General features: G+C 40.0%; 16 protein-coding genes and 1 other RNA gene. 16 read left to right on the forward strand and 1 reads right to left on the reverse strand.

Annotation, left to right across the window (positions count from 1 at the left end; all coding sequences use genetic code 11):
* The first annotated feature begins 5 nt into the window (after positions 1 to 5).
* The 7 genes from EO113_RS08070 to EO113_RS01105 all read left to right on the forward strand — a co-directional run bounded on the left by EO113_RS08070 (position 6) and on the right by EO113_RS01105 (position 3,398).
* On the forward strand, positions 6 to 155 hold the full coding sequence (locus EO113_RS08070; protein ID WP_164726285.1) for a hypothetical protein: 150 nt from the start codon (positions 6 to 8) through the stop codon (positions 153 to 155).
* Positions 136 to 477 carry a hypothetical protein gene (locus tag EO113_RS01080; protein WP_127135297.1) on the forward strand — a complete coding sequence of 114 codons (342 nt, stop codon included), beginning with the start codon at positions 136 to 138 and terminating at the stop codon, positions 475 to 477. The genes EO113_RS08070 and EO113_RS01080 overlap by 20 nt, the downstream gene beginning before the upstream one ends.
* Positions 470 to 1,630 carry a collagen-like protein gene (locus tag EO113_RS01085; protein WP_127135298.1) on the forward strand — a complete coding sequence of 387 codons (1,161 nt, stop codon included), beginning with the start codon at positions 470 to 472 and terminating at the stop codon, positions 1,628 to 1,630. Before EO113_RS01080 ends, EO113_RS01085 begins: the two co-directional genes overlap by 8 nt.
* A gap of 3 nt (positions 1,631 to 1,633) precedes the next feature.
* Entirely contained in the window at positions 1,634 to 2,038 is a 405-nt protein-coding gene (locus EO113_RS01090) for a hypothetical protein (protein ID WP_127135299.1), read from the forward strand.
* A 78-nt stretch (positions 2,039 to 2,116) separates the two neighbouring features.
* Positions 2,117 to 2,446: a hypothetical protein gene (locus EO113_RS01095; protein ID WP_127135300.1), complete on the forward strand. Its 330-nt coding sequence runs from the start codon at positions 2,117 to 2,119 to the stop codon at positions 2,444 to 2,446.
* Positions 2,443 to 2,964: an N-acetylmuramoyl-L-alanine amidase gene (locus EO113_RS01100; RefSeq protein WP_127135301.1), complete on the forward strand. Its 522-nt coding sequence runs from the start codon at positions 2,443 to 2,445 to the stop codon at positions 2,962 to 2,964. The genes EO113_RS01095 and EO113_RS01100 overlap by 4 nt, the downstream gene beginning before the upstream one ends.
* On the forward strand, positions 2,964 to 3,398 hold the full coding sequence (locus tag EO113_RS01105; protein WP_127135302.1) for a hypothetical protein: 435 nt from the start codon (positions 2,964 to 2,966) through the stop codon (positions 3,396 to 3,398). Before EO113_RS01100 ends, EO113_RS01105 begins: the two co-directional genes overlap by 1 nt.
* A gap of 770 nt (positions 3,399 to 4,168) precedes the next feature.
* On the opposite strand, the gene ssrA is transcribed toward EO113_RS01105, so the two are convergent.
* Positions 4,169 to 4,510, reverse strand: a transfer-messenger RNA (tmRNA) gene (ssrA, locus tag EO113_RS01110).
* A 128-nt stretch (positions 4,511 to 4,638) separates the two neighbouring features.
* Between ssrA and sigH the strand changes: the two genes are divergently transcribed.
* Genes sigH through mutL form a run of 9 tightly spaced genes read left to right on the forward strand, consistent with a single transcriptional unit; the run spans position 4,639 to position 16,085 of the window.
* Entirely contained in the window at positions 4,639 to 5,283 is a 645-nt protein-coding gene (gene sigH, locus EO113_RS01115; protein WP_062402655.1) for an RNA polymerase sporulation sigma factor SigH, read from the forward strand.
* 19 nt (positions 5,284 to 5,302) lie between these two features.
* Positions 5,303 to 5,539, forward strand: coding sequence for a preprotein translocase subunit SecG (secG, locus tag EO113_RS01120; protein WP_038144301.1), 237 nt, complete (start codon positions 5,303 to 5,305; stop codon positions 5,537 to 5,539).
* 55 nt (positions 5,540 to 5,594) lie between these two features.
* Positions 5,595 to 7,967, forward strand: coding sequence for a ribonuclease R (gene rnr, locus EO113_RS01125; protein ID WP_127135303.1), 2,373 nt, complete (start codon positions 5,595 to 5,597; stop codon positions 7,965 to 7,967).
* A complete protein-coding gene (smpB, locus tag EO113_RS01130) occupies positions 7,967 to 8,431 on the forward strand; it encodes an SsrA-binding protein SmpB (protein WP_009352740.1) in 465 nt (154 codons plus the stop codon). Before rnr ends, smpB begins: the two co-directional genes overlap by 1 nt.
* A 13-nt stretch (positions 8,432 to 8,444) precedes the next feature.
* Complete coding sequence (locus EO113_RS01135; protein WP_127135304.1) at positions 8,445 to 9,272, forward strand: PHP domain-containing protein; 828 nt, start codon at positions 8,445 to 8,447, stop codon at positions 9,270 to 9,272.
* A 9-nt stretch (positions 9,273 to 9,281) separates the two neighbouring features.
* The gene (locus EO113_RS01140; RefSeq protein WP_009352777.1) at positions 9,282 to 10,139 is read left to right on the forward strand and encodes a hypothetical protein; all 858 of its coding nucleotides are present in this window, start codon (positions 9,282 to 9,284) and stop codon (positions 10,137 to 10,139) included.
* A gap of 1 nt (position 10,140) precedes the next feature.
* Positions 10,141 to 11,451 carry a tRNA (N6-isopentenyl adenosine(37)-C2)-methylthiotransferase MiaB gene (gene miaB, locus EO113_RS01145; RefSeq protein ID WP_127060886.1) on the forward strand — a complete coding sequence of 437 codons (1,311 nt, stop codon included), beginning with the start codon at positions 10,141 to 10,143 and terminating at the stop codon, positions 11,449 to 11,451.
* A 15-nt stretch (positions 11,452 to 11,466) separates the two neighbouring features.
* Positions 11,467 to 14,067 (forward strand): DNA mismatch repair protein MutS, encoded by a 2,601-nt coding sequence (gene mutS, locus EO113_RS01150; protein WP_127135305.1) that lies wholly within the window; start codon positions 11,467 to 11,469, stop codon positions 14,065 to 14,067.
* Positions 14,067 to 16,085, forward strand: coding sequence for a DNA mismatch repair endonuclease MutL (gene mutL / locus EO113_RS01155; RefSeq protein ID WP_127135306.1), 2,019 nt, complete (start codon positions 14,067 to 14,069; stop codon positions 16,083 to 16,085). The genes mutS and mutL overlap by 1 nt, the downstream gene beginning before the upstream one ends.

The raw sequence follows: 16,085 nt of genomic DNA on the forward strand, positions 1-16,085 counted from the left end.
TGGCGATGCAAGATAAATATTGTGAATGGTGCGGAAGTGTACTTTTAGAAAACGGTCGTTGCCCTGTAGAAGATTGCGTGCAAAATGTGCTGCTAGATGCATTACATGATGCAGAGCAAGAAGAAGGTAAGAAAGATGACAATTCAAACACATAATATTTTAATGGAGCAGGGCGTTCCTTGCTCCTTCTTACTTGAATATAACAAAGAAGTTAAAGCAGAGGATCTATTCGCTGTAGTGCGGGTAGATACTAACGATGAGAAATTCGTGGCGAAGTTCAATATCACCAAGGTAGAGAATGTAAGCGAGGATGCAGTAAGTACATTCAAACTCACTTTAGGAGGAGACATTCCGCAGGGGCGACACGTCTATGATGTTTTTGTGTATGATCAAAATAACAAGCCTAAATATAAAATTTTAAAAGGTCACATCTTAGTTAAAGGTAGCGTATCAGATAGGGGGCGATTGAATGGATGACGTAGTGCGCATTATTGATAGTGAAGAGCACGATGTCGTTAGGGTCGCTGACTATTCGGGAACAGGGGGCATTGGTCCACGTGGACCTAAAGGTGATAAAGGCGACAAAGGTGAGCAAGGACCCCAAGGCATTCAAGGTGAACGTGGTCCAGAAGGTCCGATAGGTCCAGTAGGACCTAAAGGAGCCACAGGGGAGCGAGGCCCTAAGGGTGATGATGGTCAGCAAGGCCCACAAGGGCTAATTGGATTAACAGGCCCTAAAGGCGAACAAGGTGATGTAGGTCCGAGAGGTCCACAAGGATTAGAAGGACAGCAAGGCCCTAGAGGGTTGCAAGGCATTCAAGGTGACGTGGGCCCAAGAGGGCCACAGGGAGAGCAAGGACCGCCAGGTGCAGTAGGACCTATTGGGCCACAAGGATTACAAGGCGCTCAAGGTCCACCAGGTCCTAAAGGTGATGTAGGCCCTCAAGGTCCACCTGGTCCAGTAGGTGCCAATAGTGCGCCTCAAACTCTATCTTATACTAATGGTCAATTAAGTATTAGCGGTGGCAATACTATTACAATTCCGACCACATCGACCACATCAAGTGGTGGTAGTGCTGTAGAACCTACTACGCAAAAGAAGTATACATACAAAACTCCTAAGGGAGCTTCTTGGATGAATGGTGAAAGTCATTTCCTATTTACGAGGATTGGAAATACCGTTGTTGTCGGAGCTAAAGGTGACTCATGGGCTAGTATTTCCATAACCCCGCCAAATGACCAAAATTTCGCTAAATTGCCGAAGCGTGAGTCAGATGTAAATGGTCATGGAGGCACATGGTTACTTGTGCAAAAACCCAATGCTAGCGGGACATCTTTCCAAGGACATCAAATTATCCCGCAAGGGTTTACACCGATAGGGTCAGTATATGCAGATATTGTTGATGATAACGGAATGCGAATAGGTTCCGTTATGTTTGGAGACAGTGATAATCTGAGGTTAATTCGTTTCCATTTTGAAGGAAAAGGAACACAGGCAAGGAACGCAATCCCTACACGGATATTGCGTTTGGGTGTTTGTACGTGGGTGACTGAGGACGATCCGCCAACGAAAGAAATCAACGACCCATTTCAAGGACAATTAACTATTTCGACGATTAAGAAAGGCTAAAGAATGAACTATGGATTACTTGAAATTGTAACGCTGATAAGCGGCGTATTTGCCATCGCCAAGATGGTGGTTTGGTTGTATGATTCAAAAGTATCAACCGAACGAGAAATGGAACTCCAAAAGGTCAAGAATGATTTCCTACTCAAGCAAGACGAACTCCAAAAACGGCTTGAAATCCAAGGAGCGATGGCGGAAAACACCGTGAAGATGAATACTCAAGCCATGCAACACTTGACGAAAAGCATTAGCGACCTAAAGGAAACGATTAAGGATACGCAAGAGCAAATGGTATTTTTGACAAAGGAACAAGCAACGTTAAAGGCATCCGTGAAATCAGCACATTACAGAATCGACGAATTAAGAGAGCGAGGATGCGACAATAGAGTTAAACGAAATTGTAATGATTAATAAGGCAAAAGATGTAGTGAGAAATATCCCAAGAATGGCTTTATATGAACGTGGCCAACATATGAGATTGGAGATTTTATGATTAAAGAAGAGTTAATTAATAAGGCTAAAGGTGTATTTCAAAATATCCGAATAAGCAATATACATCCTACTGGAGTATTGGCGACACGGCTATTGGTGCTGGTAATGCTAGTGCCTATATTGCTAGTGGTCGTTGAGTACGTGCTTGCCTTTACCAAAGGGCAAGTATCAGATGACATGGGAAAGCTAATTGCGGTCGGCATTAACATTATCGACCACATCTTTATTCCGTCGGTGTTGACAGCGCTCGTAGGGTTCCTAGCCCTATGGGTGGATAGAGATAATGACGGTATTCCTGATCCGTTAGAAAAGGAGGATAAAAAATGAGAGTTTTCATTAATCCTGGGCACCACCCAGGAATAGACAGCGGGGCGGTTAACCCTAACAAAGGAACAAGAGAATGTGACATTGTAAAAGAAGCTGGTGAAATGCTTGCTGATTACTTAACTAATGCAGGGTGTGAAGTTAAAATCATGCAAAATGATGACCTTGATATGGTATGCGCCACATCCAATGAATGGGGTGCTGACTTATTTGTATCTTTGCATTGCAACGCATGTAATGATCATACTGCACGTGGCACGGAAACTTGGTATAAGTCATTCAATGGGCAGAGACTCGCAAACTACATCCAATCACAAATTATTCGGAGCACTACCACTATTGACCGTGGCGTTAAACAGTCCGACGGCTTATGGGTGTTGAAACATACAGATGCAGTGGCAGTTCTTGTTGAGATGGCTTTCATCGATAATGACGATGATTTGGAATTTATGAATGCTAACCTTGATAAGATTGTAAGGGCCATTGCAAGAGGTGTGACGGATTACCAAGGAGGGATTTAATGCATGACAGACTTAAAACGTATTTCACTCGGTATTCTGGCACTGTGTATATTATGTTGGCCATCCTTATCATTGCATGCGGATGGTTTATCTTCGATGGAGGTAACGACTCAGACTATCAACGTGCCACTGACCACTTGGAACGAGTTAAAAGCGAACAACGGGAAAGCCTTGAACTTAATCAGACAGTCAAGGATTCCATTGACAGAAGTACAAGCCTTAACCGTGAAGCAGGCGAACGAATTAGCCGAGCTCAAGAATATCAACAACGAGCAAGCCAAAGTTTTGAGCAAGGCACAAAACGACTTGATGAAGCAGAGCGCTTACTTGAACGAAATGAACAACTCATTAGAGATGTTGAGCAAAGACATCAAGCGCAATCATCAAACGGAACGACGGCTGCACAGACAGCGCAATACGTGGGTGTTGATTAGCAGCTTGTTACTTGTTGGCTTATCCATTAAATAAAACTTGATTTTTCTTAAATTTGTGATACAATTAAATCATCCAATGTATAATCGTATGAAAAGAACCCCTTACCTTAGTTGTAGGGGGTTCTTTTCTTTTTATAAAAGTTTAAAAATAATTGCTGACAACTACCCGTCAGTTTTGGAAAAATAAAAGCATGGGAGATACCTTGGTATAGCCTTAGAAATAATACATTATAATGGATTAAAATAAATGCACGCAGTTTTACAAATTAACTAAAACAGCTATCCATGAATTGCGTGCATTTTTCAATTAATCAAGTTTGAAAAAATAAGGTGATGTCAAATTGATGAAGAATAGTAATAAGCCTACAGACTACAATAGATCGGTAGGCTTGTTTATATAAAGGGATTTTTATTAATATTATATAGTGCACAGAGTGGACACTACCATTGAATCTCGGAAGACGCATAGTTATCGCATTTATAAGGCCTATTGCCCATTTTTTTAGCGAAATTTGCCCATTTTTAAATAAAAATGATACACAAATCAACTTATTCTCACTAGAAATGGCTTAATAAAGCTGTATTCTCATATCGAACCCCGTCACGCACTTTGTGGATTTTGAATGGGCAAAAAATGGGCAAAATCCCCCAAACTATACGAACACTTACGAACATTAAAAATAGTATAGAACACTAAAAAACCGCTTATTCATCGTATTCGTGAACACTTACGAACACTTATGAATAAGCGGTTATTTCATTTGGTATTGTGGTGGAGACGAGGGGAGTCGAACCCCTGTCCAAACATGTTGCCCCCTAGACCTCTCCGAGCGCAGTTGATGTTTTTAACTTCGAATAGTGTTTGGACATCAACAACCTAAGCTATTCTAGCTCATGAGATTTAACTAGCTTTAATTGAGCGGATAAAACTAGCTAGCCCGTAGTTTGACGCCACATCCCTCTCCACGGGCGAGAGAAGGTGTGACGTAGCTTATGCAGCTAATGCAAAATTTTCTTCTGCGTTTAATTTAAGTTTCACTGTTTTATGGTCAAGTGAGACACCAGCTCGCTTTCTAAGATACATCCATACCTGTCGAAACCTTTACGTCCCCATATGTAATTATTGTCTTATAATTATATAGATATATCTTGTGAAAGTCAAATGTAATATGTACTTTTTTTTAAAGATAGTGTATACTATTAAATATCATTCCTAGTACAGCGTCACAGGAGGAATCCTATGTCATATGAAACAGAAACAGTAGCTGAGTTTGAAAGGTTTTCATCATTATCTGATGAAGAGATTGTTGATATCTATCAACGTGAAAACAATCATTTTGCTACTGATTATATTGTTCAACGATATAAAAATTTTGTACGCTCTAAAGCTAGGTCCTATTTTTTAATGGGTGCTGATAAAGAAGATATTATTCAAGAAGGTATGATTGGTTTGTATAAAGCAACGAGAGACTATAATCGAGACCGTGAGGTCAGTTTTAAATCATTTGCTGAATTATGTATTACAAGACAAATCATTTCTGCTATCAAAGGGGCTAGTCGTCAAAAGCATATTCCTTTGAATTCCTATATCTCTTTAAATAAACCAGCCTATGATGATTCAGAGCGAACTTTAATAGAAGTACTGGAAACAGAAAAAAATTTAGACCCAGAGGAAGTAGTTATTAATAGAGAGCAATACGCTCTTATTAAAGAAGTGATGGAGGCTGTTCTGAGCCCTCTAGAATGGGATGTATTACGTGGATATATGGATGCCAAATCCTACCAAGAAATGGCAGAAGAACATCATCGTTCTATAAAATCTATTGATAATGCATTGCAACGAGTAAAGAAAAAAATGGAAGTTTACTTCGGGCATAACCGTTAATACAGAAAGGAAGAGATTCATGAGAGATTTTCTAATGGTTGTTGAAATTATTATTTCTATTCTTTTAATTGTGGTAGTAGTAGCACAGACCGGTAAAAGTGCAGGTATGGGTGGTGCTGTTTCTGGCGCAGCTGATTCCGTATTCGGTGGGAAAGAACGTGGTGTAGATGGATTCTTATCACGGTGTACAGTTGTGTTAGCGACACTATTCATTTTGGTTAGCTTAGCATTAGATTTAGTGTTAAGTTCTTATTAATACACAAAAAACCCTACCCTATGGTAGGTTTTTTTTATAGATATATTGAGGTACTATGAGAGACGAAATCTTACAATTTTTTAGAGATATATGGCCTGAATCTTATCATATAGAAGATGTTCCTTTCATCTTGGGCTATAAAGATGAGGAAATTAAAGCATATTTTTCTATTTTACATGATTTAGAAACTGCAGGCTCTATTTGCATTAAAGATGGTGAATATGCAACCTATCAAAAAACAGAAAATAGGAAATTACTAGGTATCTATAAAGCTAGTAAAAAAGGGTTTGGATTTGTTATACCTACAGAGGGACACTTACAAGATGTATTCATTCCCAATGGTTGCTCAGGCACAGCCATGCATGATGATGAAGTAGAATATATAATCAAACGAAAAGGAACTATTGAGCGAAAAGCTGAAGGTATTATCCATCGTATTGTGACTCGAAATACGAATCGTGTAGTAGGTGTTTTTGAGCGTCTAAAAACAAGTGGATTTGTTACACCTCATAATGAACGATTAGGTGAGGATATTTATATTCCTTTAGAAGCTACTTTAGATGCTAGAAGTGGTGCTACCGTAGTGGTAGAATTAACTGCTTGGCCAGAAGAAAATCGTAAAGCAGAAGGAAAAATTGTAGAAATTGTAGGGGATAGTTCTACCCCAGATTTAGATGTCTTGTCAGTGATGGCTACCTTTAATTTGCCAAAAGAGTTTCCAAAAGATGTGCAAAAAGAGGCCCGGAAGATTTCTTTCGCAGTTACTGATGATGCAGACCGCTTAGATTTGCGCCACCAAGAAATGATCACCATCGATGGAGAAGATGCGAAAGATTTAGATGATGCTGTGCATGCGAAAGTATTGGACAATGGCAATATTGAATTGGGGGTTCATATTGCAGACGTCAGCCATTACGTGCCAGCTGGATCAATCATTGACCAAGAGGCATACCGCCGTGGCACCAGTGTGTATTTGGTGGATCGTGTGATCCCTATGTTACCAGTGGAGCTATCAAACGGTATTTGTTCCTTACAAGCCAAGGAAGATCGCTATGCCATGTCCTGTATTATGGAAGTAAGTCCTCAAGGTAAGGTATTGCACTATTCCATAAAGCCATCCATTATTCATATCACTCGTCGTTGTAGCTATAAGGAAATCTATTTAGCTTTAAAAGAAAATATCATTCCTGATGATTTGGCACCACTCATGGCAATGGTGCGGACCCTAGAAACATTGGCATACCAATTAATGAAGATGCGTCAACAAGCAGGAGCCATAAGTTTTGAATTCCCAGAATATAAGGTTCTTTTAGATGCTACCGGCATACCGCAACGAATCGTACGAAAAGATAGAACCATTGCAGAAAAATTAATCGAACAATGTATGTTATTAGCCAATGAAACGGTAGCTACATTTCTTAGTGAACGATTAGATACTTCTGTGTATCGTATTCATGAAGAACCAAAAGATACGAAGTTAGAACAACTCATTACAGTATTACACCATGCAGGATATCCTGTAAAACTGCCGACTAAGGTTGAGCCTAAACATATTGAGGAGTTATTACAATCTGTGTCTGGTACAGAGATTGAACCTGTGGTACAAATCATGGTCCTTCGTTCTATGCAACAAGCAAAATATAGTTCTGAGAATATGGGACACTTTGGTCTGGCATCTTCTACGTATACCCATTTTACATCACCTATTCGCCGCTATCCAGATTTAATGATTCATCGGCTATTGCGCTATGTCCTAGAAGGCAAACCAAAACGGCTCACGCCGATTGCTGATGAGTCCTATTTAACACATAGTGCCAGTCATTGCTCAGAGCGTGAACAAATCGCTACAGAAGCAGAACGGGAAACTTTGGATATGAAAAAGGTTCAGTATATGGCGCAATATGTTGGTGAAAGTTTCGAGGGACATGTAAGTTCAATTACTGCCTTTGGTTTATTTATTGAACTTAATAATGGGGTAGATGGTTTGGTACCGTATAATTTAATGGATGATGACCATTATGTCTTTGACGAGCCACATTATATGGCCTATGGTAGACGAAGTGGAAAGGAATATCACTTAGGTACACCGGTGACAGTAACATTGATTAAAGCTGATACAGAGCTTCGCCAAATCGATTTTGTCATTGGTGAAGTGGAATCCATTGATGGATACTTACGGCGAGGGCAAGGTCGTGAAGACTCACTTTCAAAACCGAAACGGGGAAATAGAAAATCCTATAAGAAGCAAAAAGAAGAGAAACGAAAACGTCGAGATAGACAAACTCATGATATAATAGAAACGACAGGTACCACGAAAGCGGTAGAGCGAATGCTACGCAAGTTGGATACAAAAAAGAAAACAGCATTTTATGAAACGATACACAAAAAAAGTAATCATAAAAAAAGAAAGAAACAGAGGAAACGGTAATGGCGAAAGATAACAATGCATTAATTGTAGATAATCGCAAAGCTAGGCATGACTTTCACATTCATGAAACCTATGAAGCAGGGATTGCCCTTACGGGAACGGAAGTGAAATCCATTCGAGCTGGTCGCATCAATTTAAAAGATAGTTTTTGCCGCATTGAACATGGTGAACTTTTCTTATACCAAGTACATATCAGTAAATACGAGCAAGGCAATCAATTTAATCATGAGCCAGAACGGACACGTAAATTGCTTATGCATAAACGGGAGATTCATAAATTATTAGGGCAAGTAAAAGAAAAAGGTTATTCTTTGATTCCCTTGAACTTTCACTATAGTCATGGATATGTTAAAGTCACTATTGGCCTTGTAACAGGTAAGAAAAATTATGATAAACGACAAGATATGGCGGAGCGTGATGCAAAACGTGATATTCAGCGCCGTATGAAAGAACAAAATCGTTAAGAAAGGAAAGTCTATGTTAGTCGATTTCCACATGCATACGAATGTATCAGATGGTACATATATGCCAAGAGATTTGGTGGCATTAGCAAAGGAAAAACATTTACAAGCTATTTCTATTACAGATCACGATGAAGTAGGAGCCTATGCGCAATTAACGGCAAATGATAGAACAGGGATTCAAATCTTTCATGGTTGCGAGTTTAGTACCTATTACCATGAAAAAGAAGTTCATGTGTTGGGATATCAGTTTTCCTTAGAGCATCCAGAACTACAGGATTATATTTCTCATTTTAAAGAAGTACGACGCTCTAGAATTCATAAAATGGTAGATAAATGTGCGGACGCAGGATATGATATTTCCTACGAGGAATTAGTAAATACATTCACTGATGCAGTGTCCTTTGGACGCCCTCATATTGCGCAATTACTTATTGCTCATGGGTATGTGGAAACCGTAGGAGAAGCCTTTGATACGATGTTAAACCCAAATGGTCCTTGCTTTGTACCAAAAGAAAAGTATGAGCCTCAACAAGCTATTGATTTGATTCATCGTGCTAGTGGTATAGCTGTACTTGCACACCCGAAACTAGTAGAGAATGATACCTATGTGAATGAGTTACTAGACCTACCATTTGATGGTGTCGAGGTGTATCATTCTAGTCATTCCACCAAGGATAGTACTAAATATCGCAAGATTGCAGAGACTCGTGGATTGTTAATATCTGGTGGATCCGACTTTCATGGCATTCAAGATCGTTTCCCTGAAAGTATCGGTCTTGGAGAATACGAAATACAACATGAGTGGGTAGCTAATTTTATGAAAGCCTTACAAGGCGCATAGAGGTGTAGTATGGATGTAATCGCATTTATTGGCCCTAGCGGAACAGGTAAAAGTCATAGAGCATTGGTGGTGGCACATGAACATCACGCATCTTGTATCATTGATGATGGAATTTTAATTCATAATAATCGTATTGTAGGTGGTTTTTCTGCAAAAAAAGAAGAAAATCGCATTAAAGCAGTTCGACGTGCTATCTTTCAGGATAAAAAACAGGTAGAAAGCGTAAGAAAAGCGCTAGATGAAATTCAACCAGAACGCCTTATGATATTAGGTACGTCGGAAAATATGATTGGAAAAATCACGAAAGCCCTCGGCATCCCTGGGCCGTCCTATTATATCCATATTGAAGATGTAGCCACCCCAAAAGATATTGAAAAAGCACAACACGCTAGATTAAAGGAAGGAAAGCATATTATTCCCGTTCCAACTGTTGAATTGAAGCCTCATTTTAAAGGCTTTTTAATCGACCCTATTAAATCTTTCTGGCGAAGAACTAGATTATCTTCGAAACAAGATGAAGGATGGGAAAAATCTGTTATCCGTCCAGCTTTTAGCTATTATGGTAAACTAGTTTTTGAAGATGCAGTGATTCAAGCACTCATCAGGAATAGCATTGAAAAATCTCCAGGTGTGACAGATGTACGCAGTATGGACATTAAGAAAAGTAAAGAAGTCACTAATGGTTTAATCTTACAAATTGACGTTACCGTTATGCTAGGATTCGTGGTAAAGGAAATCATGGATACCTTGCAAAAAACGATACGTCAAGAAATTGAATATATTACAGGCATGTCTATCGAAAGGCTTGCCATTAAGGTAGGTGGCACCATTGAGCCATCAAAAGTAAAATACAAGCATAAGGAGTAATATGAAGTCATACTATATTTATACATATGGTTGCCAAATGAATGAAAGTGATTCAGAACGATTGGCACATCAATTAGAGTCTGTTGGATATGTACCTACAGAAGATGTAGATTCATCGGATTTGATTATTTTAAATACTTGTTGCGTTCGTGAAACAGCGGAAAATAAAATTTATGGCCGTATTGGCGAGTTAAAGCATTTGAAAGAAAAGAATAAAAACTTAATCATTGCCATCACTGGCTGTATGGCACAAAAGAACCAAGCGGATATGTTCAAACGAGCACCTCATATTGATATTGTATTGGGTACGCATAATATCCAACATATCAATGAAATGGTAAAAGAAGTGCAACGTACGAAAAAACGCCAAGTCAATGTAGAAATGGATAACACTGTATTACCAGAACTAGCGGCGAAACCAAATGGTACTTTCTTTGCATGGGTACCAATTATGAATGGTTGTAATAAGTTCTGTACATACTGTATCGTACCCCATGTGCGGGGCCGTGAAATTAGCCGTCCTGTAGAGTCCATTGTGAAGGATGTGCGTGAACTAGGTGAAAAGGGCTTTAAAGAAATCACTTTGTTGGGACAAAACGTAAACTCCTATGGTTTGGATTTTAAAGATGGTACAGACTTTGGTACTTTAGTAGATGCCTTAGATGGCATTCCAGGTATCGAGCGTATTCGTTATATGACAAGCCACCCCCAAGATATGACGAAAGGCATGGTAGATGCCTTAGGTCGTTCTTCTAATATTGTGACACAATTGCATTTACCAGTGCAGTCTGGATCTGACAATATTTTGAAACGCATGAATCGTCATTATTCTGTGGAACAATATAAAGATTTGTTGCAATATTGCCGTGAAAAAATCGATGGAGTTACTATCACTACAGATATTATTGTTGGATTCCCTGGAGAAACAGAGGAAGATTTCCAACAAACATTGCAATTATTGAAAGATGTACGCTATGATATGGCATTTACTTTCATCTATTCCAAACGTTCTGGTACTCCAGCGGCGGAATTTGAAGAGCAAGTGCCAGAGGAAGTGAAACGTGTTCGCTTACAAGCCTTGATGGATGTGCAAAATGAGATTTCCCTCGAGTTGAATCAGGCCATGGAAGGCAAGGTCTACGATATCATCGTAGAAGGACCGAGCCGTACTGATGAAAACATGTGGTTTGGACGTACATCGGGCAATAAAATGGTCCTATTCCCTAAACAAGAGACCTTAAAAATTGGGGATACTATCGATGTACGTATCGATAAAGGGCAAACGTGGGTATTATACGGCACTGTACTATAGAAAGGAGTTAGCAGGATGGGCAAGAAACAAACGCCTATGATGGAGCAGTATTTTAGTATTAAAGCTCGCTATGAGAAGGAACTATTATTTTTTCGGTTAGGTGACTTTTACGAGCTTTTTTATGACGATGCTATCACCGCATCACGAGAATTGAATATAACCTTAACAGGTCGCAATGCGGGTGAAGAAGATAAAGCTCCTATGTGTGGCGTTCCCTTCCATTCTGCGGAATCCTATATTGAAAAACTCATCAGTAAAGGATACAAGGTAGCCATCTGTGAACAAGTGGAAGATCCTAAAGAGGCAAAGGGAATCGTAAAACGTGATGTGATCCGGGTTATCACACCAGGTACAGTACTCAGTGAAAACGGTACAAAAGATGGGGAAAATAATTTCTTAGCCTTGACCTATGAAACAGGGGGGCAGCGCATTGTGTTGTTCACAGATATCACTACTGGTGAAGTGATTTGGGAACGTATGGATAGTTCTAGTGAAAGTTCTTTATTTGATGCTTTCACTATGTACCAACCAAAAGAGCTTATCCTAGCTGGTAGTAGTGAATTACCTACTAGTATCCAAGATTTTTTGACACGTCAAATGTCAGGCATAGCCTTGTCTCCGTTCACGCCTACAGAAACTATAGACAATATTCGTCTAAAAGGTCGTGAACATTTTTCTGACGCCGGCTTGCTAGAAGAAGATGTATTAGAAGCCTTAGGTTATGTCATTCTCTATTTACAAGAAATTATTAAAACAGATACGTCTCACATTAATTATGTGCACCAACTATCTGTGGGAGACCGCATGATATTGGACACATCTTGTTTACGCCATTTGGAGATTACAAGAAATGTTCGAGATGGATCTAAAAAAGGTACGCTCCTAGATGTACTAGATAAAACATTAACCCCTATGGGGGCTCGCATGTTGAAACAGTGGATTGAGCATCCTTTAATGGATATCCATCGCATCGTACGCCGTCAAATGGGCATAGGTGAATCTATTGATAATCCGACCATGCGTAGTCAACTGCGTTCTTTATTAACTTCTGTCTATGACTTTGAACGCATTCTAAGCCGTGTAGAAACGGGGAGTGTGTCTCCTAGAGATTTTACATCCTTACGAGAATCTTTGCGGGTCTTACCGATGATTCAAGAGGTAATACAACATTGTACCTCTAATATTCTTCAAGACTGTCATAGTATGATTCACACCCATAATGACCTATGTGACCTATTAACACGCGCTATTGTGGATCAGCCGTCGTTGGCGTTGAAAGATGGTCATGTTATCCGTGATGGATACAGTGCAGAATTAGATGAATTGCGTTCTTTGGCTACCAATAGTCAAGAGTGGCTACATCGCTTAGAAGAAGAGGCGAAACAGGCTACAGGGATTCGCCTAAAAACAGGATACAATAAAGTATTCGGATACTATTTTGAAGTATCCCAAGGGCAAGTGGGTCTCGTACCAGATTATTTCATTCGTAAGCAAACCTTAACCAATGCAGAGCGCTATATTACGCCAGAGCTAAAAGAGTTTGAAATAAAAATGCTCAATGCAAAAGAACAGATTCAAAAGTTGGAATATTCTTTGTACCAAGACTTGCGTTTGATTGCTAAAGCACATATTAAAGAGATTCAAGAAACGGCTCGTGGCATTGCACAGTTAGATGTGATTTTGAGCTTAGGGGAAGTGGCCTTTACTAATAAATATGTATGTCCTACTATTGTTACAAATGGGGCGATTTCCATCAAAGATGGTCGCCATCCAGTGATTGAAACCTTGCTGAAACAGGAATTGTTCATTCCTAATGATGTGGTGTTGAACCATTCCGAAGAGGAGTTTATCCTCATCACAGGTCCTAACATGGCAGGTAAATCTACCTATATGCGTCAAGTGGCTTTGCTCATGATTATGGCGCAAATTGGCTCATTTATTCCTGCTAGAGAAGCCACCATTGCTCCTGTGGACAGAATTTTTACCCGCGTCGGTGCCAGCGATGATATTTCCACAGGCCAAAGTACGTTCATGGTGGAAATGAAAGAAGTATCCTATATCCTAGAACATGCAACGTGCAACAGTCTAGTCATCCTCGATGAAATCGGCCGTGGTACGTCTACCTTTGATGGTCTTAGTATTGCTCGTGCCGTGGTGGAGCACATTTGTGAAACCATTCACTGTAAAAGTTTGTTCGCTACTCACTATCACGAATTGATTGAACTGGAAGACCAATATAGTAAACTGAAAAACTATACGGTGGCGGTTAAGGATAAAGGCAATGATGTGCTATTTTTGCGCCGCATTGTAAAAGGTGGAGCAGACCGCAGTTATGGTATCCATGTGGCTAAATTAGCAGGTCTTCCTAAGGCTGTTCTAGATCGAGCTAACGCAATTCTATCTCATTTGGAAGATGGAAAAGTGGTATCGGAAGCAGTGCCTAAGAAAAAAGAAAAACAAAGTGTTACAGGCCCTCTATTCGGGAGTGGTGATTTATTTACACAACCTGTTCTGGATCAATTATTAAAGCTAGACATAATGAGTATGACACCCATAGAGGCCATCAGTGAATTATATCGTTTACAGGAAGAGGCGAAACAAGGAGGTGGCAAGTAATGCCAACCATTCATGTCCTAGATGAAACGACTATTAATCAGATAGCAGCTGGCGAAGTGGTAGAACGCCCTGCCTCTGTTATCAAAGAGTTAGTAGAAAATGCTATCGATGCAGGGGCTACTTCCATTGAAGTAGAAATTGCAGAAGGTGGCATCGAATACATGCGTATCACCGATAATGGGTGCGGTATGTCCGAAGTAGATGCACGGCTAGCCGTATTGCGTCACGCTACTAGTAAAATTCGCAGTGCCGACGATTTATACGATATTGCCTCTTTAGGTTTTCGTGGTGAAGCGATTGCCAGCATTGCTTCTGTATCTAAGTTTACCTTACGGACTCGTCAGGAAACGGATACTATGGGCACACGGATTTATATCGAAGGTGGTCATATGGTAGATTGCGATCCATGTGGCACATCAGTGGGCACCTCCATTGAGGTGAAAGATTTATTCTATAACACCCCTGCTCGTAGAAAGTTTTTAAAATCTACTCGTACAGAAGCGAATAAGATTCAAGATATGATTGGCAAACTGGCACTGAGCCACACCCATATTGCTTTCAAATGTATTGTTGATACACGAGTTACCATCATGACACCAGGGAATCATAAGATGGTGGATACTATCGCCGCTCTCTATGGATTTAAAGTCAGTGAAGACGTATTTCCCATTGCTTATGAGGCGGAAGGTATTTATGTGGAAGGTGTGGTCAGCAAGCCAACGGTACTAAAAAGTAGCCGTCAATGGCAGACGACCATCGTAAACCAACGTGTTATTTCCGACAAAGCTATCTACAAGGCTATCGATACAGCGTACCATGCCCTATTACCGAAGGGTGGCTATCCCTTGGTAGTGTTACAAATTGTAGTACCTCCAGGGACCGTAGATATCAATGTACATCCACGAAAAAGTGAAGTGAAATTCTCTGACGATAAGCCGGTTTTTAAAGCAGTGTATAACAGTATTTTACAAGCCTTAGAACATCCGACTCATCACAGGACTAGCCAGCAAGAAGAAACCATTGCTACAGCCATCGACTACGATAAAGTATTCACTGGACGTTCCCAAGGATTTACAGTGATGCGTGAAAAAACAGAGGCTCTCGTGGATACAATCCGTCAAAAGGGATATACAGCGCCACAGCGCACTGTGTATGAGCAAGGTAACTTTAACAAAACCCTAGATGTAAATGAAAACTTTGTGCCTAAAAGTTATACCCAAGAGGATAAAGATCGGTTCAGAGCTATCCGTGAATCACGGCCTAATTTAGTACCAAGTTCTGTAGAGCCATATATAAACCATGCTGGAAATGAATCCGTATCGATATATTTAAGTACAGTACAAGGTCTAGCAGGTGATTCTCGTACTGGAGATGCTCTTGGTATAGATAGTTCCTATGATACTGATCATGGTAATTCATATGATACTAATGCTAGTAAAACAGTAGCTAATCACGGATTACTTCCTATGGGCCAAGTAGCCTCTTGCTATATTTTGGCAAAAAAAGGCGATGATTTATACATTATCGACCAACATGCAGCGCACGAACGTGTGCGGTATGACAAACTATGCAAATCATCCGAGTCCATTCCTATGCAGGAATTATTAATGCCTATGTACATGGATGTTAGCGAGGAAGAATTAACATTGGCGGAAGAACAGAGAGATGCATTGTTAGACTTAGGATTCCAAGTAGACCAAGGAGGACCCACTTCCTTACGTATTGATGGTCATCCTGTGGATATTATTGAAAGTAAAGTTCCAGAGATTTTACAATACGTATTTTCCTATATGCATGATCATCAAAGTCCAAGTGCAGCGCAATTACGACATGAAATGTTGGCCTATGCTTCCTGTCGTGGTGCCATTAAAGCGGGGCATAATCTAAACTTGGTACAAATTGATGCTTTACTGCAAGACCTATTCAGCACAGAAAAGCCCTATGTGTGTCCTCACGGACGACCTACGATCATTAAATTTACACCAGACGAATTAGGAAAATTATTTTTACGGAGTTAA

The sequence above is a fragment of the Veillonella sp. 3913 genome, from assembly GCF_003992235.1.
Classification (GTDB): domain Bacteria; phylum Bacillota; class Negativicutes; order Veillonellales; family Veillonellaceae; genus F0422.

Coding starts and splice junctions, on each gene's coding strand:
- EO113_RS08070 (WP_164726285.1), top strand. CDS start 6: ATGCAAGATAAATATTGTGAATGGTGCGGAAGTGTACTTTTAGAAAAC.
- EO113_RS01135 (WP_127135304.1), top strand. CDS start 8,445: ATGTTAGTCGATTTCCACATGCATACGAATGTATCAGATGGTACATAT.
- EO113_RS01095 (WP_127135300.1), top strand. CDS start 2,117: ATGATTAAAGAAGAGTTAATTAATAAGGCTAAAGGTGTATTTCAAAAT.
- rnr (WP_127135303.1), top strand. CDS start 5,595: ATGAGAGACGAAATCTTACAATTTTTTAGAGATATATGGCCTGAATCT.
- EO113_RS01085 (WP_127135298.1), top strand. CDS start 470: ATGGATGACGTAGTGCGCATTATTGATAGTGAAGAGCACGATGTCGTT.
- EO113_RS01090 (WP_127135299.1), top strand. CDS start 1,634: ATGAACTATGGATTACTTGAAATTGTAACGCTGATAAGCGGCGTATTT.
- sigH (WP_062402655.1), top strand. CDS start 4,639: ATGTCATATGAAACAGAAACAGTAGCTGAGTTTGAAAGGTTTTCATCA.
- secG (WP_038144301.1), top strand. CDS start 5,303: ATGAGAGATTTTCTAATGGTTGTTGAAATTATTATTTCTATTCTTTTA.
- smpB (WP_009352740.1), top strand. CDS start 7,967: ATGGCGAAAGATAACAATGCATTAATTGTAGATAATCGCAAAGCTAGG.
- miaB (WP_127060886.1), top strand. CDS start 10,141: ATGAAGTCATACTATATTTATACATATGGTTGCCAAATGAATGAAAGT.
- EO113_RS01100 (WP_127135301.1), top strand. CDS start 2,443: ATGAGAGTTTTCATTAATCCTGGGCACCACCCAGGAATAGACAGCGGG.
- EO113_RS01105 (WP_127135302.1), top strand. CDS start 2,964: ATGCATGACAGACTTAAAACGTATTTCACTCGGTATTCTGGCACTGTG.
- mutS (WP_127135305.1), top strand. CDS start 11,467: ATGGGCAAGAAACAAACGCCTATGATGGAGCAGTATTTTAGTATTAAA.
- EO113_RS01140 (WP_009352777.1), top strand. CDS start 9,282: ATGGATGTAATCGCATTTATTGGCCCTAGCGGAACAGGTAAAAGTCAT.
- mutL (WP_127135306.1), top strand. CDS start 14,067: ATGCCAACCATTCATGTCCTAGATGAAACGACTATTAATCAGATAGCA.
- EO113_RS01080 (WP_127135297.1), top strand. CDS start 136: ATGACAATTCAAACACATAATATTTTAATGGAGCAGGGCGTTCCTTGC.